Below are 18,533 nucleotides of genomic sequence, written 5' to 3' on the forward strand. Positions count from 1 at the left end.
CAGGCCGCGAGGGCCTGCCTGGGGGGAGGAACGGGTCATGAGAGTCAGCGTTTTCGGGCTCGGCTACGTGGGCTGCGTGTCGGCCGCGTGCCTGGCCAGCATGGGGCACGAGGTCATCGGGGTGGACGTGAACCGGGTGAAGGTCGACCTGGTCAACGACGGCAAGGCCCCGGTGGTCGAGGAGCGGATCGGCGAACTCATCGCCGACGTCGTGCGGACCGGGCGGTTACGCGCCACCGGCGACGTCCGCGAGGCGATCGAGGACAGCGAGATCTCGCTGGTCTGCGTGGGCACGCCGTCGGAGCCCAACGGCAGCCTGTGCACCACGTACTTGGAGCGGGTCACCGAGCAGATCGGCGCAGCGCTGGCCGAGCGGGGCGGCCGGCACACCGTCGTGTTCCGCAGCACCATGCTCCCGGGCACCTGCCTGAACCTGCTGGTGCCGATCCTGGAGAAGTACGTCGGCGGCACCGCCGGGGTGGACATCGGGGTCGCGGTCAACCCGGAGTTCCTGCGCGAGGGCACGAGCGTGCGGGACTTCTTCGACCCGCCCAAGACCGTGATCGGCGAGCTCGACCCGGCGAGCGGTGAGGCGGTGACGGCGCTGTACGACGGCCTGCCCGGCGAGGTGTTCCGGGTGCCGATCCCGACGGCCGAGGCGATCAAGTACGCGGACAACGCGTTCCACGGCCTCAAGATCGGCTTCGCGAACGAGCTGGGCGCGGTGTACCGGGCGCTCGGGGTGGACTCGCACCAGGTGATGGACGTGTTCCTGGCCGACCGCAAGCTGAACATCAGCTCCGCCTACCTGCGGCCCGGCTTCGCCTTCGGCGGGTCCTGCCTGCCCAAGGACCTGCGCAGCCTGGTCCACGCGGCGCGGCGGGCCGACGTCTCGGTGCCCATCCTCTCCCATGTGCTGCCCTCCAACTCCGACCACCTGCAACGTGCGGTGGAGCTGGTCGAGCGCACCGGCAAGCGCCGGGCGGGCCTGTTCGGGCTGTCCTTCAAACCGGGCACCGACGACCTCCGCGAGAGCCCGCTCGTCGAGCTGGCGGAGAGGCTCTTCGGCAAGGGCTACGACCTGAAGATCTTCGACGCCAACGTGAGTCTCTCCCGGCTGCTCGGCGCGAACCGCGAGTACATCGAGACCCGGCTGCCGCACCTCGCGCAGTTGCTCGCGGACTCCGTCGAGGAGGTGCTCGAGCACGCCGAGGTGTGCCTGGTGGGGACAAGGGACCCGGCCGTGCTGTCGGCGCTGCCCCATGGCGACGGCCCGCTGATCGTCGACCTCGTCCACCTTCCCGACGCCGAGGCGCGTCAGGCCGGACCGGGGTACGTGGGCCTTGCCTGGTGACGCGACAGGCCGCGACCGGCCGGGCCGGCGCGCGCTGATCCTGGTGGAGAACCTGTCGGTGCCGTTCGACCGGCGGGTGTGGCAGGAGTGCACGACGCTGCGCGACGCGGGCTGGGAGGTGCACGTCATCTGTCCCCGGGGGGAGAAGCGGGACACGGAGCCGGAGGCGGTGATCGACGGGGTGCGGATCCACCGCTACCCGTTGCGCGCGGCCACCGGAGGACCGTCCGGCTACCTGCGAGAGTACGGATCGGCGTTGTGGCACACCGCCCGGCTGGCCCGCAAGGTCGGCCCGGTCGACGTGGTCCACGCCTGCAACCCGCCCGACCTGCTGTTCCTGCCGGCACTGTGGCTGAAGCGGCGCGGAGCGCGGTTCGTCTTCGACCAGCACGACCTGGTACCCGAGCTGTACCTCTCCCGGTTCAGCCGCGGCGAAGACCTGCTCTACCGCGCCGTGTGCGCGCTGGAACGGCGGACCTACCGGGCCGCGGACATCGTGCTCGCCACGAACGAGAGCTACCGGGACGTCGCGGTGCGCCGTGGTGGTCGGCGGCCGGAGGACGTCTTCGTGGTGCGCAGCGCACCCGCGATCGACCGGTTCCGACCGGTGCCGCCCGAGCCGGAGCTGAAGCGCGGCAAGCCCCATCTGCTGTGCTACCTCGGCGTCATGGGCCCGCAGGACGGCGTCGACTACGCCTTGCGGGCCCTCGCGAAGCTGCGCGACGAGCTCGGGCGGACCGACTGGCATGCGGTGTTCGTCGGCGCCGGCGACGCCTTCGACGCGATGGTGGAGCTGTCCCGGCGGCTCGGGCTCTCGGAGCAGGTGCAGTTCACCGGGCGGATACCGGACGCCGACCTGGTGCGCTACCTGTCCACCGCGGACGTGTGCCTCTCCCCCGACCCGCGCAATCCGCTCAACGACGTGTCGACCATGAACAAGGTCCTGGAGTACATGGCGATGGGCCGTCCCATCGTCTCGTTCGACCTGAAGGAGGCGCGCGTCTCCGCCGGTGACGCCGCCGTCTACACCCCCGCCGACGACGAGGCCGAGTTCGCGGGGCTCATCGCGCTGTTGCTGGACGATCCGGAGAAGCGGGCCCGGATGGGCAGGATCGGCCAGGAGCGGGTCAGCGGACCGCTCTCCTGGCGGAACTCGCAAGCCGCCCTGCTCGCCGCCTACGCCGCTGCCTGCCGAGACCACGCTCCGGTGTCGGCGGTCCACCCGGACCGGGCAGCGAGGAGGCCTCGCCGTTGAGCGACGACACGATACGCCTGGTCACGATCGGGCGGCTGATCCGCCGGCGCCGGCGGCTGCTCACCTTCCTCGCCGTGCTGGGCGCGCTCGTCGGCTACGGCACCTCGTTGCTGTTTCCGCCGCGGTACACGACGTCGGCATCGGTTCTGCTGCCGGGGGCGTGGGAGGAGCGCGAGCTGCTGACCCAGGTGGAGATCGCGACCAGTTCGGTGGTGGTCGACCGCGCTGCCGCCACGCTCGGCTGGAGCGGGGTCGGCGGCAGGGAGCTGCGGGATCGGGTGAGCGCCGCGGCCGCCGACGGGAACATCGTCGAGATCTCGGGCACGGCCGAGACCCCGGAGCGCGCGCAGCGACTCTCCGACCAGGTGGCCCAGCAGTTCGTCACCTTCGCCGCACAGGTCGCGGGCGACGACACCGACCCCGAGACGGCGGCGCCGCCCGAGGCACTGCGGCAGACGGTGGCGCGGGCCGGCCGCCGCATCACGGAGCTGGCCGACGCGGCCGGTCCGGGGCGGACCGTGGAGAGCGTGCAGACCCGCACCGAGCTCGCGAAGCTGCGCACCGCGCTGCAGGAGGCCATCACCAAGCTCGACCGGGCCGACCCGGCTGCCCACCGGGCCCACATGGTCGTCATGGGGCCGGCGGCCCGGCCGGCCGGCGAGGCACCGCCCACGCGGGTGCAGCTCATCGCCGCCGGTGCGCTGCTGTTCTTCCTGCTCGCGGTCGTCGGCCACCTCACCGCCGCACGGATGAGTCGCCGACTGCGCACCGAACCGGAGATCGCCGCGGCGCTGGGCTCGGCGCTGCTGGGTGCCGTCGACGTACCTGGTGAACCGCCCGCGCACCGGCCGGAGGGCCGTGACCCGCGGGCCCGGATCCGCCGGCTGCTGGGCGTCGACGTCCGGTGGGACGTACCCACCCCGCGGACGTCCGGCGACGACGTCGGCAGCCGGATCCGCTCCCGGCGGGTGTGCGCCCGCCTCCGGGACCGGCTGCCGGCCCCCCGGCAGCTGCTGGTCGTCGTCCCGGACGGCGACGAGATCGCCCGCCGGGCCGCCGGGCAGCTCGTCGCCGAGGCCGGGAGCGACCCGCTGCTGCGGGTGGTGGGGGTTTCGGTGTCCCGTCCGATGGTGCCGGACCGCGACGACGAGTCCGGTGCCCTGGTCGTGCTCAGCCCGGGCGGCTGGACGGCGGGGGAGCTCGCCGGCATCGCGGAGGCGTGTGCGGACGCCGGGCACGAGGTCGTCGGCATCGTCCTCGCCGGCCCGGTCCGGGCCCGACCGACGCGGTCCGCCGGCCCTCCCCGGGACGCCGCCGCGCCCGCGCTCGCGGTCGGCGTCGACGCGACGGGAGGTCCGGGGTGACGACGAGCGCGATGTCGGAGTCGTCGGCCGCCGCTCCGCTGCTGGACCTGCAGGCACTGGTGGTGGCGGTGCGCAGGCGGCGCCGCCTGTGGTGCTCCGCGGCGCTGCTGGGGCTGCTCGTCGGCACGGCGGTCGCCGTCCTGCTGCCCCCGCCGCCGACCGCGGTGACCAAGGTGCTGGTCGCGCACCAGGAGGACCAGCCGAACGACCCCGGAACACTCATCCGCACCGACGTCGCGCTGCTGCAGACCACGCGCATCGCCGGCAAGGCCCTGCGCTCCCTCGGGTCCTCGCAGAAACCGGAGGACTTCATGCGGGACTACGAGGGTGTCGGCCTGACCAACAACCTGCTGCAGATCACGGTGACGGGTGACAGCGACGCGGAGGCGGTGGCCCGCGCCGGGGCGCTGGCCGACGCGTTCGTCGCGGACCATGTGCGGCGGATGCAGGAAGCCGCGAACGCCGAGGCCGAAGCCCTGCTCGACCAGCGTGACCGCATGCGGGGCGACCTCGCCGAGGTCGACGAGGCGATCGGAGACGGATCGTCGGAGAGCGGGCCGAAGGCGTCGGCGAACCTGGAGTCGCTCTTCGCCCGCCGGGCCGAGCTCACCTCGCGGATCGCCGACTTCGGCCGGCGCGCCGAGGAGGCGCGCGTCGGCACGCCCCGGCTCATCGCCGGCACACAGATCGTGGACGCCCCGCGCGCGGTGCGGCACTCCCTGCCCAGGACCGCTGCCACCAACGCCGCCCTCGGGCTCGCCCTCGGGCTCGCCCTCGGGCTCGCGGTCGCCGCGGTCGGCACGGTGGTGGCGGACCGCCCCGTGCTGCGCCGGGACATCGCGGCGAACCTCGGCGCCTCGGTCGTCGCGGAGCTTCCCCTCCGCTCGGCCACTCCGTGGCAGCGCCGACGGACCCGGGCGGCACGCGAACGGCTCTCCGCGTCCCTGGCCCGCACCGTGCGCGGCTGCGCGGAACCGGTGTCGCTGCTGGAACTGGGCTGCGCGCGCAGCACCAGCGTGATCGCCCTGGATCTCGCCGGGGCACTGGCGGCGGAGGGGCCGGTGGTCGTCGTCGACGGTCTGCCCGGCCCGCAGCTCGCGGGCGGCCGCGCCGAGGGCTCCGATCAGAAGGCGAGACCGATCGGCCGGCGGGGGCCGGTGCGTGCGATCGCCAGGCGGCGAGAACTCCTCGCGGCTGAGCTGCCGGGGGCTTCCGGCGACGCGGTGAGCGTGCGTGCCGGGCGCCGCGGGCCGGGCTCCCCTTCCGTCCGGAGCTCTGAGCCGGGGGATCCGACCGTGGTCGGCGGCGAGCGTGCCTCGGCCGTGGCGCACCAGGAGCGCCGCCTCGGCGTCGGCTCGGTGGCACCCGGCGCGGCGTGGACCGACCTCCCGCACCTCGGCACGTCGACCGTGCTCGTCGTGCGTGCCGGGCACAGCAGCGCCGCATGGCTGCACACCGTGGCGCGACACCTCGCGGACCAGCGCGTTTCGGTGATCGGCGTGGTGCTGATCGACCCCGATCCGCGTGACCGGACCGACGGCACGCTGTGGGACGGGCCGCACACCGTGCCGCGCGGCGAGAACGAGCGGCCGGCCCGGCCGAACGGCGGGGGTACCTCCCACGCCGTCCAGGCAGTGGAGGAGGGCCGGCGGCGGACGGAGCGGCTGCCGATGTGGGCGGCACGGGTCCCGGACAGCGACCAGGAGGCGCGGTAGGACATGTGTGGCATCGCAGGCACGTACCGATGGCCGGACGGAAAGGCCGTGACCGACCGGCTCACCGACACCCTCGCCCACCGCGGTCCGGACGGGGCGGGCCGGTACGGCCACCCGGCCGGTGACGGCGAAGTGCACCTCGGGCACCGGCGGCTGGCCGTCGTCGACCTGTCCGAGACCGGCGCCCAGCCGATGGTCTCGGACGGCCTCGTCCTGACGTACAACGGTGAGCTGTACAACGCGCCCGAGTTGCGTGCCGAGCTGGCAGCCGCCGGGGTGCGCTTCCGCGGTACCTCCGACACGGAGGTGCTGCTCGAGGCCTGGCGGCGCTGGGGCACGGACTGCCTGCCCCGGCTGCGCGGCATGTTCGCGTTCGGGATCTTCGACGAGCGGACCGGTGAGCTGGTGCTCGCCCGCGACCAGCTCGGCGTCAAGCCGCTGTTCCTGCTCCGGCGGGGCGAGGGCCTGGTGTTCGCCTCCGAGCTCAAGGCGCTCGCCGCCGTGACCGGCGGGTCGTTGCAGGTGGACCATGCGGCGCTGGTGGCCTCGCTGCTGTACTACTGGGTGCCGGACTCACGGTGCGCGTTCCGCGAGGCGGAGAAGCTGCCGCCGGGGACCTGGCTGCGGTGCCGGCCCGACGGCCGGGTGGAGCGCGGTCGGTACTGGCACCTGAGGGACGTCGCCGCCGAGGGGCGGGAGCGGGCCCGGAGCGGCGAACAGCCGGATCTGGCTGCCGTCGTCGAGGAGTCGACCCGGCGCCATCTGCTCTCGGACGTGCCCGTGGCGACGTTCCTCTCCGGCGGGCTGGACTCCAGCTACCTGACCGCGCTGGCGGCCCGCGACCGGCCCGGGATCTCCGCGTACACGATCGGGTTCCGCGCCGAGGACGCCAGGTTCGAGGCGATGCCGGACGACCTGCGCTACGCCCGGCAGGTGGCCGAGCGGTTCGGTGTCGACCTGCGGGAGATCGAGATCGCTCCGAACGTGCTCGACCTGCTGCCGCGGATGACGTACCACCTGGACGAGCCGATCGGCGACCCCGCCGCGATCAACACGTTCCTGATCTGCTCGGCCGCCCGGGAGGCCGGGGTCAAGGTGATGCTCTCGGGGATGGGTGCCGACGAGCTGTTCGCCGGGTACCGCAAGCACCTGGCCAACCTGATCGCGCTGCGCTACCAGCGTGTCCCGCGGCCCCTGCGGCGCGGCCTGTCCCGGGCCGTAGACCGGCTGCCGGTCGCGACGAGCCGCCGGGGGTACCGGTCGGTGCGCTTCGCGAAGCGGTTCCTCTCCTTCGCCGATCTGCCGGAGGAGACCGCGTTCCGGCGCAGCTACACCCTGTACGACCGGGACGAGCTGCTCGCCCTGGTCGATCCGGACCTGGCCGGGACGGTGGACGACGTACTGACCGAGCATGCGGACGTCTACCGGGACAACGACCTCGACGACTTCGTCAACCGCATGTGCCTGGGCGACGCCCGGATGTTCCTCCCGGGCCTGAACCTCGCCTACACGGACCGGTCGAGCATGGCCGCGTCGACCGAGGTGCGGGTGCCGTACGTGGACGTCGAGGTGGTCAGGGCGGCGTTCGCCGTGCCCGGTGATCGCAAGATCGTCGGACGGCAGGGCAAGGCCGTCCTCAAGGAGGCGGCCGGCTCGGTCCTGCCCCGGGAGGTCGTGTACCGGCCCAAGGGCCTGTTCAGCGCCCCGCTGCGCGCCTGGATGAGCCGGGATCTGGCACCGCTGGTGCGCGAGGTGGTGAACGACGGCGTGCTCGTGAAGTCCGGGTTGCTGCGCCGCGACGCGCTGGCGCGGATGGTCGCCGAGGACGCCGCCGGCCACCGGGACTTCTCCAAGCACCTGTGGCATGTGCTGACCCTCGAGTACTGGTACCGCGGCGCGACCTGCGGGTCCGGCCCGGCACTCGGTTGACGGCTTAGGAATGCAGAGGAGTTCGGGTGAAGCAGGTCGTACAGAACTACAAGAGCGGCGAGCTGGCGGTGCTCGACGTACCGGTGCCGGGGTGCAGGCCGGGCGGTGTGCTGGTCCGCAGCGCCTACTCGCTGATCTCCACCGGGACCGAGCTCATGAAGGTGTCCGAGGCCGGCATGTCGATGCTGGGCAAGGCCCGTTCCCGGCCGGACCAGGTGGCCAAGGTGGTGCAGAGCGTGGCCACCAACGGGGTGCCCGCCACCTACCGCAAGGTGATGGGCAAGCTTGACTCCTACACGCCGCTGGGCTACTCGCTGTGCGGGGTGGTCGAGCAGGTCGGCGCCGGGATCGACGACGTGAAGGTCGGCGACCTCGTGGCCTGCGCCGGCAACGAGCACGCGCTGCACGCCGAGCTGAACTGGGTGCCGAAGAACCTCTACGCCCCGGTGCCGGACGGCCTCGCGCCGCGGCACGCGGCCTTCGGCACCGTCGGGTCGATCGCGATGCAGGGCGTCCGCCAGGGCGGGTCACAGCTCGGCGAGGTGGCGCTCGTCATCGGCCTCGGGCTGATCGGGCAGCTGGTCGTGCAGCTTCTCGCCGCCTCGGGCGTCCGCGTCGTCGGGGTCGACCCCGACCCGGTGCGCTGCGAGCTCGCGGAGCGCCTGGGCGCGGCGGCCTGCGGCGATCCCGCCTCCCCGGCCGTCGAGAACTGCGTCGCCGAACTCACCGGCGGCCACGGCGTGGACCAGGTGTACCTGGCCGCCGGCGGCGGCAGCAACCAGCCCGTCGAGCTGGCCGCCCGGCTCTGCCGTGACCGCGGCCGGGTCGTCGACATCGGCAAGTGCCGCCTGGACCTGCCGTGGAACGCGTACTACGAGAAGGAGCTCGACGTCCGCTTCTCCCGCAGTTACGGCCCCGGGCGCTACGACCCGGAGTACGAGCTCGAGGGGCGGGACTACCCGATCGGCTACGTGCGCTGGACCGAGCGCCGCAACCTGGCGTGCTTCCTCGATCTCCTCGCCCGCGGCCGCGTCGACGTGGAGCCCCTGGTCTCCCACACGGCCGACTTCGACGACGCCGTCGAGACGTACCGGCGCCTGAAGGACGGCGACCTGAAGGCCGTGGCCGTGCTGTTCCGGTACCGCGAACACCCGGCGGAGGCGGCGGCCCCGGCGGTGGCCGTGCCCCCGGTGAAGCGTCGCGGCGGCGCGCGGTCCACGCCTGCCGTGGCCGCCGGGACGCCGGTGCGGCTCGCGTTCGTCGGCGCGGGAAACTACGCGACGTCCATGCTGCTGCCGCACCTGGCACAGCGCGACGGCGTCGCGTTGTCCGCGGTCGTCACCACGACGGCGCTGTCCGCGGCCAACGCGCAGCGGAAGTTCGGCTTCGCCCGGGCGACCACCGACCTCGACGCCGTGCTCGGCGACCCGTCCGTCGACGCGGTGTTCGTGGTCACCCGGCACAGCTCGCACGCCGAACTGACCCGACGGGCACTGCTGGCCGGCAAGACGGTGTTCGTGGAGAAGCCGTTGGCGCTCACCGAGGACGAGCTGGCCGGCGTGCTGGCGGCGGTGGAGGAGTCCGGCAACGACCGGTTGCAGGTGGGCTTCAACCGCCGGTTCGCGCCGCTGTTGCAGGAGGCCAGAAAGCAGTTCGGCACCCGCACCGGGCCGGCGAGCCTTCGCTACCTGGTCAACGCGGGCCGTCTCGATCACGGCAGCTGGTACCTCCAGCAGGGCACCGAGGGCTCGCGGTTCGCCGGCGAGGGCGGGCACTTCATCGACACGGCGAGCTGGCTGCTCGGGGCCGACCCGGTCTCGGTGTACGCGGTCGCCCCGTCCGGCAACGAAGACCTCCAGGTCGTGCTGCGCTACCCGGACGGGTCCACCGCCACCGTCAGCTACGTCACCACCGGCCCGGCCGGCTTCCCCAAGGAGACGCTGGACCTGGTCGCGGACGGCAGGGCGCTGCGGCTCGACGACTTCGTCCGGGCCACCGTGTACGACGGCCGCCGCAAGCGGTGGGTCGGTTCGCGCCTGCCCCGGGCGCGGGACAAGGGCCAGTCCGCCGAGCTGGCCGCGTTCGTCCGGGCCGTGCGGACCGGCGGGCCGATGCCGGTGCCGCTGGAGTCGCTGGTCGCCACCACGGCGGCCACCCTCGCCGTGCCGGCCGGACTGGCCGGCGGTGTGCCGGTGACGTTGGCGGGGGCGCGATGACCATGAGCGCGGGCTGGTACCTGCGACGACTGTCCCGGATGGGACCGCGCGAGGTCGGCGGCCGGGTGGGCGACGCGGTGCGCAGACGGCGGTGGCGGTCGGCGCGGCCCGACTGCCCGGGCGTGACCGGCGCCCGGTTCACCGCGGTACTGCCCGCGGGGGCGGTCGCCGCGGTGCCGCCGGACGCCGCGAAACGTCTCGTCGCCGAGGCGGACCGGCTGATGGCCGGGCACGCCGAGTACTTCGGGGTGGTCCGCGACGACCTGGCCGACCCGGACTGGTGGTACGACCCGAGGACCGGGCGCCGGGCCCCGTGGGGTTACGCCTTCGACGTGCCGTACCGGAACGAGGACGCGGTCGGGGACATCAAGCAGATCTGGGAGCTTTCCCGGCACCAGTACCTCACCGTGCTCGCCGCCGCCTACGCGGTCACCGGGAACGAGCGGTACGCCGAGCGCGTGGCCGAGCACCTGCGGTCGTGGTGGGCGGCCAACGCGCCGCTGCGCGGAGTGCACTGGACCAGCGGCATCGAGCTGGGGATCCGGCTGCTGTCCTGGGTGTGGATCCGCCGGCTGCTCGACGGCTGGCCGGGCGCGTCCGCGCTGTTCGAGGACAATCCGGTGGCGCTGAACCAGATCTGGCACCACCAGCGCTGGCTGGCCGCCTTCCCCAGCCGGGGGTCCTCGGCGAACAACCACGTCATCGCCGAGGCCGCCGGGCAGTACGCCGCGGCCTGCGCGTTCGGGTGGTTCCCCTCCTCGGCGCGCTGGCGGGCCGACGCGCTGCGGTCGCTGGAGCGGCATCTGCGGAGCAACACCTTCCGCTCCGGCCTCAACCGCGAGCTGGCCACCGAATACCACGGACTGGTGCTGGAACTCGGCCTGGCCGCGGTGGCCGAGGCGGATGCCGCAGGCAGACCGGTCCCCGCCTCGATCCGGCTGGTGCTGCTGCGGATGACCGACGCGCTCGCGGCCGTCGTGGACGGCCGGCTGCGGCCGCCGCGCCAGGGGGACGCGGACGACGGGCACGGTCTGGTCGTGGACGGCGCGGGCACCGACCGCTGGGCCTCTCTGCTGGCCACCGGGGACGCCGTGTTCGGCCGGCTCGCCTGGTGGCCGGCGGTGACCGGCACCGATGTGCGCACGCCGCTGCTGGCCGCGCTCATCCGGCCGTACGCGAACAGGGGAACCGCACCGGCCGTGTCCCGCCCGGCGAGCCGACCGGCCCACTTCGCCGACGCGGGCATGACCATCCTGCGCGGTCCTGGGGAGATCTGGTGCCGCTGCGACGGTGGTCCGCACGGCTTCCTGTCCATCGCCGCGCACGCCCACGCGGACGCGCTGTCCGTGGAGGTCCGGCACGACGGGGTCGACGTGCTCGCCGACCCGGGGACGTTCTGCTACCACGGGCAGCCCGCGTGGCGGCAGTACTTCCGGTCGACCCTCGGCCACAACACCCTGCAACTGGACGGCGGTGACCAGTCCGTCTCCGGCGGCCCGTTCCTGTGGACCCGGCATGCCCGCAGCCGCGTCCTGGCCGCGGACACCTCCGGCACCTCCGACAGGGGGACGGCCCGCTGGTGCGCCGAGCACGACGGTTACCGGCCCTCCGTGCACCGCCGCCGGGTGGAGCTGACGGCCGCGCGCCGGGAGCTGCGGGTGGTCGACGAGGTCCGCGGCCGACACGGTCCGCGCCGGGCCGTGCGCCTGGCGTTCCACCTCGGCCCGGCGATCGCCGCGGACCTGGTGGGGAACCGGGCGGTGCTCACCTGGACCCGGGACGGCGAGGACCGCTCCGCGGCGCTCGACCTGCCCGGGCAGCTGTCCTGGCGGGCGCACCGCGGCGAGAACGACCCGCCGCTGGGCTGGTACTCCGCCGGCTTCGGCCGCAGGGAGCCCGCCACCACGCTGGTCGGCACCGGCTTCGCCGACGGCACGGCGGAGTTCACGACCGTACTCGGGTTCCACGGCTAGGGAGGGAGGGCGCGTGGGGATCACGTGGCGGCACCGGGCGTTGCCGGCGGCACCGCTGGCGCTGGCCCTGCTGGCGGCGACCGGCTGTGAGAGCACGCCGGGCACGCGGCCGAAGCCGGCCGCTGCGCCGTCCTCGTCCGTGGCCCGGGTGTGCGCGGGGCCCGCGGCCGGGCCGGCGAAGGCGCCGGCGGGCGCGGTGACGGTCGACCCCTCGGTGGCCGGTGACCTGGCCGCGAAGACGAAGAGCAGCCCCCCGCACACCACGTTCTGGCTTCGACCGGGCGAGCACAGGCTCGAGCCGGACCGCTACGCCCAGGTCATCCCCAAGGAGGGGAACAGCTACCTCGGCGCGCCGGGCGCGGTGCTCGACGGCCGCAGGACCAACCAGTACGCGTTCGGCGGCACCGCCCGCGACGTCACCATCCGCCACCTGACCGTGCAGGGTTTCGTCGCGCCGCACGACGAGGGCGTGGTCAACCACGACTCGGCCGACGGATGGGTGATCGAGCACGCGACGATCCAGCACAACTCCGGCGCCGGGCTGATGGCCGGTGCCCGCCAGCGGGTCCGCGCCAGTTGCCTGCGCGGCAACGGCCAGTACGGCATGAACGCGTACAAGGCCACCGGCCGTATCAGCGGCCTGGTGGTCGAGGGCAACGAGATCGTGGGCAACAACACCGGCGACTGGGAGCGGCGGCGGCCGGGCTGCGGCTGCACCGGGGGCGTCAAGTTCTGGGCCGTGGACGGCGCCGACGTACGCGGCAACTGGGTGCACGACAACCGCGGAGCCGGGTTGTGGGCGGACACCAACAACAACGACTTCCGCATCGAGGACAACCTGCTCGAGGCCAACGACGGGGCCGCGCTGATCTACGAGACCAGCTACAACGCGGTGATCCGCAGGAACACGGTCCGGCGGAACAACTGGGTGGAGGGCCGCAGGAACGCCGAACGCGGCGACACCTTCCCGTTCGCGACCGTCTACCTGTCCGAGTCCGGCGGCGAACCACGGATCCGAGCGCGCACGGACAAGATCGACATCTACCGGAACGTGCTGGAGAACAACTGGTCCGGGATCACCCTGTGGGAGAACGCCGACCGGTTCTGCAACAGCCCGGCCAACACCTCGTCCGGTGACTGCACGCTGCTGGTGAAGCACACCGGCCGCTGCGCCCGGCCGGCGATCTCCGGCGCACCGCTCTACGCCGACTGCCGGTGGAAGACCCAGCGGGTGGACATCCACGGCAACCGCTTCGTACTGGACAAGTCCGTCGTCGGCTGCACGGCGAAGTGCGACCGGATGGCGGTGCTGGCCAACTACGGCACCTACCCGGACTGGTCGCCCTACCAGGGCGAGCGGGTGGCCGAGGCGATCACCCACAGGCAGCACAACCGCTGGCACGACAACGTCTACCTCGGACCATGGAGGTTCGTCGCCCACGACCCGAGCCGGACACTCGACCGCGGGCAGTGGCAGGGCGCGCCGTACCGGCAGGACGCGGGCAGCACCTTCCGCGCAGGGGACGGTGGTTGAGATGGGCGCGGACCACACGTCGAAGACCGTCGGGACCGTCTGGGGGCTGCTGGTCCTCAACACGCTCGGCTCCGCCGGGGCGAAGACCATCGTCCCGCTGCCCCGCTCCCTCATCCAGATGGTCACCATGGGGGCGCTGGTCGCCGCGTTCGCGCTGGCGCTCGCGGTCAACCTCCGGCTGCGCGTCCGGCCCAGCGCCTACCTGTTCCTGCTGACCCTGCTGCTGGTGCCGAGCGTGATCTCCAGCGCGGACCTGGGGTCCGGGTTCGGCGCGCTGTTCCGCTGCGCCCGGCTGGCTCTCTTCGTCGGCACGCTGTGGCTGCTCAGCCGCTGGTGGGACGGCGGACCGACGTTCGTCCGGCACCACATCCGGATGTACTTCGCGGTGCTCGGGTCGGTGGCCGCCGGCCTGGTCGTCTCACCGGGCGCGGCCCTGCCCGAGCTCTACGGCGGGCGGCTGGTCGGCGCGTTGTGGCCGCTCACTCCGCCGCAGATCGGCCAGTACGCCGCGGTGGTCATCGGGCTCACCGTGCTGCTCGTCCTGGGCCGGCGGACCGACAGGACCAGCGCGGCGGTGGTCATCGTGCCGTCACTCGTCCTGCTCGCGCTGACCCATACCCGGACGGCCACCCTCGGCCTGCTCATCGGGCTGTTGTCGGCGATCGGCTCGCTGGTCCTGACCAGCGCCGCCGCCCGCCGGTTCTTCGCCTGGGCGATGCTGTGCGCCGCCGTGGCCGCGGTGGCCTTCGGTTCCGCTCTGCGCGCGTGGTTCCTGCGCGGACAGAGCCAGGAGAACTTCACCAGCCTCACCGGTCGTGCCAAGGTCTGGGACGCCCTGCTGGCAGCGCCCCGGACGACCTCGGAGCACCTCTTCGGCGCGGGTCTGGGCGACAAGTCGTTCGGCGGGCTGCCGATCGACAACAGCTGGCTGGCCGTCTACCACGAGCAGGGCATGACCGGCGTCGTCCTGGTGGCGGCCTTCATCCTCGTGCTGGGCTGCGTCGCGGTGCTGCGGCCACCGTCGTTGCAGCGGGCCTGCGCGATCTTCCTGATCAGCTACTGCGCGATCGCGTCGTACACCGAGGCCGGACTGGGCGACGCCTCGCCGTATCTGCTGCATCTGGCCGTGGCCGCCTCGCTGCTTGCGGCACCTGCCGCGGCCACTCCCCTCCCGGCGCCCGACGTCCCTCGACGACGCGTTCCGCGATGGGCCCTGAGATCGGAGGTGACCTGAGCATGCACGTCCTCGTGGTGCACAACCACTACGCCTCGGCGCAGCCGAGCGGGGAGAACAAGGTCGTCGACCAGGAGGTGGCGCTGCTGCGCGGGGCCGGCCACCGGATCGAGGTGTTCGAGCGGCGCAGCGACGACATCGCCGCCCGGTCCCTGCCGGGCAAGGCCGCGCTCCCGCTGCTGGTGCCGTGGAACCCGGCGGTCCGTCGGGAGCTCGCGGGCCGGCTGCGCGCCGAGCGGCCGGACGTGGTGCACGTCCACAACGTCTTCCCGCTCCTGTCGCCGGCGGTGCTGGCCGCCTGCGCCGACGCCGGTGTGCCCGCCGTGGCCACGCTGCACAACTACACCCAGGTCTGTCCGCCCGGCACGCTGCAGCGGGACGGCCGGCCGTGCACCGAGTGCGTCGGGTCCGCGCCGCTGCCCGCCGTCCGGCACGGCTGCTACCGCAACTCCCGGCTGGCGACGGTGCCGCTCGCGGTCAGCCTGTCGGTCAACCGGCGGCGGTGGTGGTCCGGCGTGGAGCGGTTCTTCTGCATCTCCGCGGCGCAGCGCGACGTCCTGGTGCGGGCCGGCATGCCGGCCGAGCGGCTGGCGGTGAAGCACAACTTCGTGCCCGACCCGGGCGCCCGCCGAGAAGGCGCCGGTGAGCATCTGCTCTATCTCGGCCGGCTCGCCGAGGCCAAGGGCGTGCGGCTGCTCATGGCCGCGTGGGACGAGATCGCCGCTCACGGTGGGGTGGGCGTGCCGCTGGTGGTCGCCGGCACGGGGCCGCTGGAGCGGGAGGTGGCCGCCTGGGCGGCGGGCCGGGACGACGTGCGCTACGTCGGCCTGTACGACCCGGCGCAGTGCCGGCGGGCCGTCGCGCGGTCGGTCGCCGTGGTGGCCCCCTCGACTTGGCTGGAGGCGTTCGGCCTGGTCGTCGTGGAGGCGATGGCGGCGGGGGTCCCGGCCGTCGCCGCCGGTCACGGCGCCTTCGTCGAACTGGTCGAGGACGGGGTGACCGGGCTGCTGCACCGGCCGGGCGAGCCCGCCTCGCTCGCGTCCTGCATACGCCGGATCACGGCCGAGCCGGACCTGGGCCGGGAGATGGGCCGGGCGGCCCGGCTCCGTTACGAACGGGGTTTCAGCCCGGCCGTCGGGCTGGAGCGCCTGGTGGAGGGGTACCGCACCGCGATCGCGGGTCGGTCCGGCGGCCGGGACAGCCCGCCGCCGGTTGGGGACGCAAGCACTGGCTCGCGGCGGGGGCACCCGCGCGAACGGGATGGGGGCAGTACATGACAGGATGCCGACTCTGCGGATCGTCGGCGCTGGTGAGCGTCGTCGACCTGGGGGCGACCCCGCCGTGCGAGAGCTTTCTCGCCGCGGACGCGGTGGACCAGCCGGAGACGACGTACCCGCTGCACCTGCGGGTGTGCACCGACTGCTGGCTGGCGCAGATCCCTCCGCTGATCACACCGGAGGAGACGTTCGAGGAGTACGCGTACTTCTCCTCGTTCTCGACCTCCTGGGTGGAGCACGCACGCACCTTCGTCGCCGACGCCGCGGACCGGGTGGGCCTCGGCCCCGACGCCTTCGTGGTCGAGGTCGCGAGCAACGACGGGTACCTGCTGAGGCACGTGGTGGACCGGGGGATCCGCTGCCTCGGCATCGAGCCCTCGGTGAACGTGGGCGCCGCGGCACGGGACGCGGGTGTGCCCACGCTCACGGAGTTCCTGAGCCCGGACACCGGGACGGCCGTCCGCCGCGAGCACGGCCCGGCGGACCTCGTCGTGGCCAACAACGTGTACGCGCACATCCCCGACGTGGTCGGGTTCACCCGGGGGCTGCGCGCCCTGGTCGCCGACGACGGCTGGGTCTCCATCGAGGTGCAGCACCTGCTGACCCTGATCGAGGAGAACCAGTACGACACGATCTACCACGAGCACTTCCAGTACTACACGGTCGCGTCCGCGACCCGGGCGCTCGCGAGCGGCGGACTCACACTCGTGGACGTCGAGTTGCTGCCCACCCACGGCGGCTCCCTCCGGCTGTGGGCCCGGCCGGCCGAGGCGGCGGGCGAGCCGACCCGGCGGGTGGCCGACGTGCTGGACCGGGAGAAGGCCGCCGGGCTGCAGGAGCTGTCCGGGTACACCGAGTTCTCCGCCCGGGTGGCCAAGGTGCGCCGTGACCTGCTGCGGTTCCTCGTCGAGGCGGCCGAGCGCGGGGAGACGGTCGTCGGCTACGGCGCCCCGGGCAAGGGCAACACCCTGCTCAACCACTGCGGCATCCGGCCCGACCTGCTCCCGTACACGGTCGACCGCAACCCCTACAAGCACGGCAGGTTCACCCCGGGCACCCGCATCCCGATCCTGCCGCCCGAGCGGATAGCCGCCGACGAACCGGACTACGTCCTCGTCCTTCCGTGGAACCTGCGGGCCGAGCTGGTCGAGCAGTTGTCGTTCGTGCACACCTGGGGCGGCCGCCTGGTCTTTCCCATACCGGAACTCAGCATTGTCGAGGTCGAACGATGAAGGTCGTACTGTTCTGCGGCGGATACGGGCTGCGCATGCGCAACGGAGCCGCCGACGACATGCCCAAGCCGATGGCGATGGTCGGACCGCGGCCGCTGATCTGGCACGTCATGCGCTACTACGCGTACTTCGGGCACACGGAGTTCATCCTGTGTCTCGGGTACGGGGCGCGCCACATCAAGGACTTCTTCCTCAACTACGAGGAGACGGCGTCCAACGACTTCGTGCTGCGGGGCGGGAAGACCGAGCTGCTCTCCACCGACATCGCCTCCTGGACGATCACCTTCGCGCAGACCGGCGTCGATTCACCGATCGGGGAGCGGCTTCGCCGGGTGCGGCACCACCTGGACGGCGACGAGATGTTCCTCGCCAACTACGCCGACGTGCTCACCGACGCCCCGCTGCCGGAGATGATCGACCGGTTCGCCCGGCGCGACGCCGGTGCGTCGATGATGGTGGTGCCGCCGCAGTCCTCGTTCCACTGCGTGGACCTGGGCGACGACGGCCTGGTGGGGGGCATCACCGCGGTGAGCGAACTGCCGCTGTGGGAGAACGGCGGCTACTTCGTGCTCCGCCAGGAGGTCTTCGACCACATCCCGGAGGACGGGGACCTGGTCGCTGACGCGTGTGCCCAACTGGCCAAGCGCGGCCGGCTGGTGGCGCACCAGCACCGCGGCTTCTGGAAGCCCACGGACACCGTGAAGGAGCGGGCCGCGCTCGACGACGCCTACGCCCGGGGCGACCGCCCGTGGGCCGTGTGGGAGCGGGACGGCGCAGCGGCGAACGCCGGGGTGAGGACCGCGTGATCCGGCTCGGCGCCGGACGCCTGGACCGGGTCGTCGCGGTGGGCGCGCACTGCGACGACATCGCCATCGGCGCCGGCGGCACGCTGCTGACCGTGTGCCTGGCGCGGCCGGGTGTCCGCGTCGACGCGCTGGTGCTCTGCGGCGGTGGCAGCGAGCGGGAGCAGGAGGAGCAGGCCGCGCTCGCCGCCTTCTGCCCCGGTGCCGACCTGCGGCTGACCGTGCTCAAGCTGCCGGACGGCCGGCTGCCGGCGCACTGGGACGAGGCCAAGGCCGCGGTCGAGGAGCTGCGGGGGCGGACCGAGCCGGATCTCGTGCTGGCGCCGCGCACCGAGGACGCGCACCAGGATCACCGCGGCCTGGCCGAGCTGGTGTCCACCGCGTTCCGCGACCACCTCGTGCTCGGCTACGAGATCGTCAAGTGGGACGGTGATCTCGGCCGTCCCACGGCCTACCAGCCGCTGTCGCCGGAGATCGCCGACCAGAAGGTGCGGCTGCTGCAGGAGCACTACCCCTCGCAACGGCACCGGCCCTGGTACGACCGGGAGGCCTTCCTCGGTCTCGCGCGGATCCGCGGCATCGAATGCCACGCGCGCTACGCCGAGGCGTTCGCCGCCACCAAACTCACGCTCGACCTGGGGGAATGA

13 protein-coding genes are annotated in these 18,533 nt (G+C 73.2%); all 13 read left to right on the forward strand.

The features are described from left to right. Window positions 1–37 precede the first annotated feature (37 nt). From ACZ4YY_RS27965 to ACZ4YY_RS28025, 13 genes are read left to right on the forward strand one after another with little or no spacing between them, the layout of a single operon-like run. Window positions 38–1,354: a nucleotide sugar dehydrogenase gene (locus ACZ4YY_RS27965; protein WP_468296021.1), complete on the forward strand. Its 1,317-nt coding sequence runs from the start codon at window positions 38–40 to the stop codon at window positions 1,352–1,354. Further along, window positions 1,344–2,609, forward strand: a complete 1,266-nt coding sequence (locus tag ACZ4YY_RS27970; RefSeq protein ID WP_468296024.1) for a glycosyltransferase family 4 protein — start codon at window positions 1,344–1,346, stop codon at window positions 2,607–2,609. The genes ACZ4YY_RS27965 and ACZ4YY_RS27970 overlap by 11 nt, the downstream gene beginning before the upstream one ends. Beyond that, window positions 2,606–3,973 (forward strand): YveK family protein, encoded by a 1,368-nt coding sequence (locus ACZ4YY_RS27975; protein ID WP_468296027.1) that lies wholly within the window; start codon window positions 2,606–2,608, stop codon window positions 3,971–3,973. Before ACZ4YY_RS27970 ends, ACZ4YY_RS27975 begins: the two co-directional genes overlap by 4 nt. Continuing rightward, window positions 3,970–5,688 (forward strand): Wzz/FepE/Etk N-terminal domain-containing protein, encoded by a 1,719-nt coding sequence (locus tag ACZ4YY_RS27980; protein WP_468296030.1) that lies wholly within the window; start codon window positions 3,970–3,972, stop codon window positions 5,686–5,688. The genes ACZ4YY_RS27975 and ACZ4YY_RS27980 overlap by 4 nt, the downstream gene beginning before the upstream one ends. A gap of 3 nt (window positions 5,689–5,691) precedes the next feature. Further along, the gene (asnB, locus tag ACZ4YY_RS27985; protein WP_468296033.1) at window positions 5,692–7,617 is read left to right on the forward strand and encodes an asparagine synthase (glutamine-hydrolyzing); all 1,926 of its coding nucleotides are present in this window, start codon (window positions 5,692–5,694) and stop codon (window positions 7,615–7,617) included. 26 nt (window positions 7,618–7,643) lie between these two features. Next, entirely contained in the window at window positions 7,644–9,833 is a 2,190-nt protein-coding gene (locus ACZ4YY_RS27990) for a bi-domain-containing oxidoreductase (RefSeq protein WP_468296036.1), read from the forward strand. After that, window positions 9,830–11,806 carry a heparinase II/III family protein gene (locus tag ACZ4YY_RS27995; RefSeq protein ID WP_468296040.1) on the forward strand — a complete coding sequence of 659 codons (1,977 nt, stop codon included), beginning with the start codon at window positions 9,830–9,832 and terminating at the stop codon, window positions 11,804–11,806. The genes ACZ4YY_RS27990 and ACZ4YY_RS27995 overlap by 4 nt, the downstream gene beginning before the upstream one ends. A 13-nt stretch (window positions 11,807–11,819) precedes the next feature. Further along, window positions 11,820–13,340 (forward strand): right-handed parallel beta-helix repeat-containing protein, encoded by a 1,521-nt coding sequence (locus tag ACZ4YY_RS28000; protein ID WP_468296043.1) that lies wholly within the window; start codon window positions 11,820–11,822, stop codon window positions 13,338–13,340. Between the two features lies 1 nt (window position 13,341). After that, entirely contained in the window at window positions 13,342–14,574 is a 1,233-nt protein-coding gene (locus tag ACZ4YY_RS28005) for an O-antigen ligase domain-containing protein (RefSeq protein ID WP_468296047.1), read from the forward strand. Window positions 14,575–14,576: 2 nt separating this feature from the next. Beyond that, on the forward strand, window positions 14,577–15,851 hold the full coding sequence (locus ACZ4YY_RS28010) for a glycosyltransferase (protein WP_468296050.1): 1,275 nt from the start codon (window positions 14,577–14,579) through the stop codon (window positions 15,849–15,851). After that, the gene (locus ACZ4YY_RS28015) at window positions 15,848–17,083 is read left to right on the forward strand and encodes a methyltransferase domain-containing protein (RefSeq protein ID WP_468296054.1); all 1,236 of its coding nucleotides are present in this window, start codon (window positions 15,848–15,850) and stop codon (window positions 17,081–17,083) included. Before ACZ4YY_RS28010 ends, ACZ4YY_RS28015 begins: the two co-directional genes overlap by 4 nt. Further along, window positions 17,080–17,889, forward strand: coding sequence for a glycosyltransferase family protein (locus ACZ4YY_RS28020; protein WP_468296058.1), 810 nt, complete (start codon window positions 17,080–17,082; stop codon window positions 17,887–17,889). Before ACZ4YY_RS28015 ends, ACZ4YY_RS28020 begins: the two co-directional genes overlap by 4 nt. Next, window positions 17,886–18,533, forward strand: coding sequence for a PIG-L deacetylase family protein (locus ACZ4YY_RS28025; protein ID WP_468296060.1), 648 nt, complete (start codon window positions 17,886–17,888; stop codon window positions 18,531–18,533). The genes ACZ4YY_RS28020 and ACZ4YY_RS28025 overlap by 4 nt, the downstream gene beginning before the upstream one ends.

The organism is Streptomyces sp. NPDC030143, from assembly GCF_055573695.1.

Excerpts from the sequence above, each read along its gene's own strand:
- ACZ4YY_RS27965 (WP_468296021.1), top strand. The coding sequence starts at position 38 with ATGAGAGTCAGCGTTTTCGGGCTCGGCTACGTGGGCTGCGTGTCGGCC.
- asnB (WP_468296033.1), top strand. The coding sequence starts at position 5,692 with ATGTGTGGCATCGCAGGCACGTACCGATGGCCGGACGGAAAGGCCGTG.
- ACZ4YY_RS27995 (WP_468296040.1), top strand. The coding sequence starts at position 9,830 with ATGACCATGAGCGCGGGCTGGTACCTGCGACGACTGTCCCGGATGGGA.
- ACZ4YY_RS28005 (WP_468296047.1), top strand. The coding sequence starts at position 13,342 with ATGGGCGCGGACCACACGTCGAAGACCGTCGGGACCGTCTGGGGGCTG.
- ACZ4YY_RS28010 (WP_468296050.1), top strand. The coding sequence starts at position 14,577 with ATGCACGTCCTCGTGGTGCACAACCACTACGCCTCGGCGCAGCCGAGC.
- ACZ4YY_RS28015 (WP_468296054.1), top strand. The coding sequence starts at position 15,848 with ATGACAGGATGCCGACTCTGCGGATCGTCGGCGCTGGTGAGCGTCGTC.
- ACZ4YY_RS28020 (WP_468296058.1), top strand. The coding sequence starts at position 17,080 with ATGAAGGTCGTACTGTTCTGCGGCGGATACGGGCTGCGCATGCGCAAC.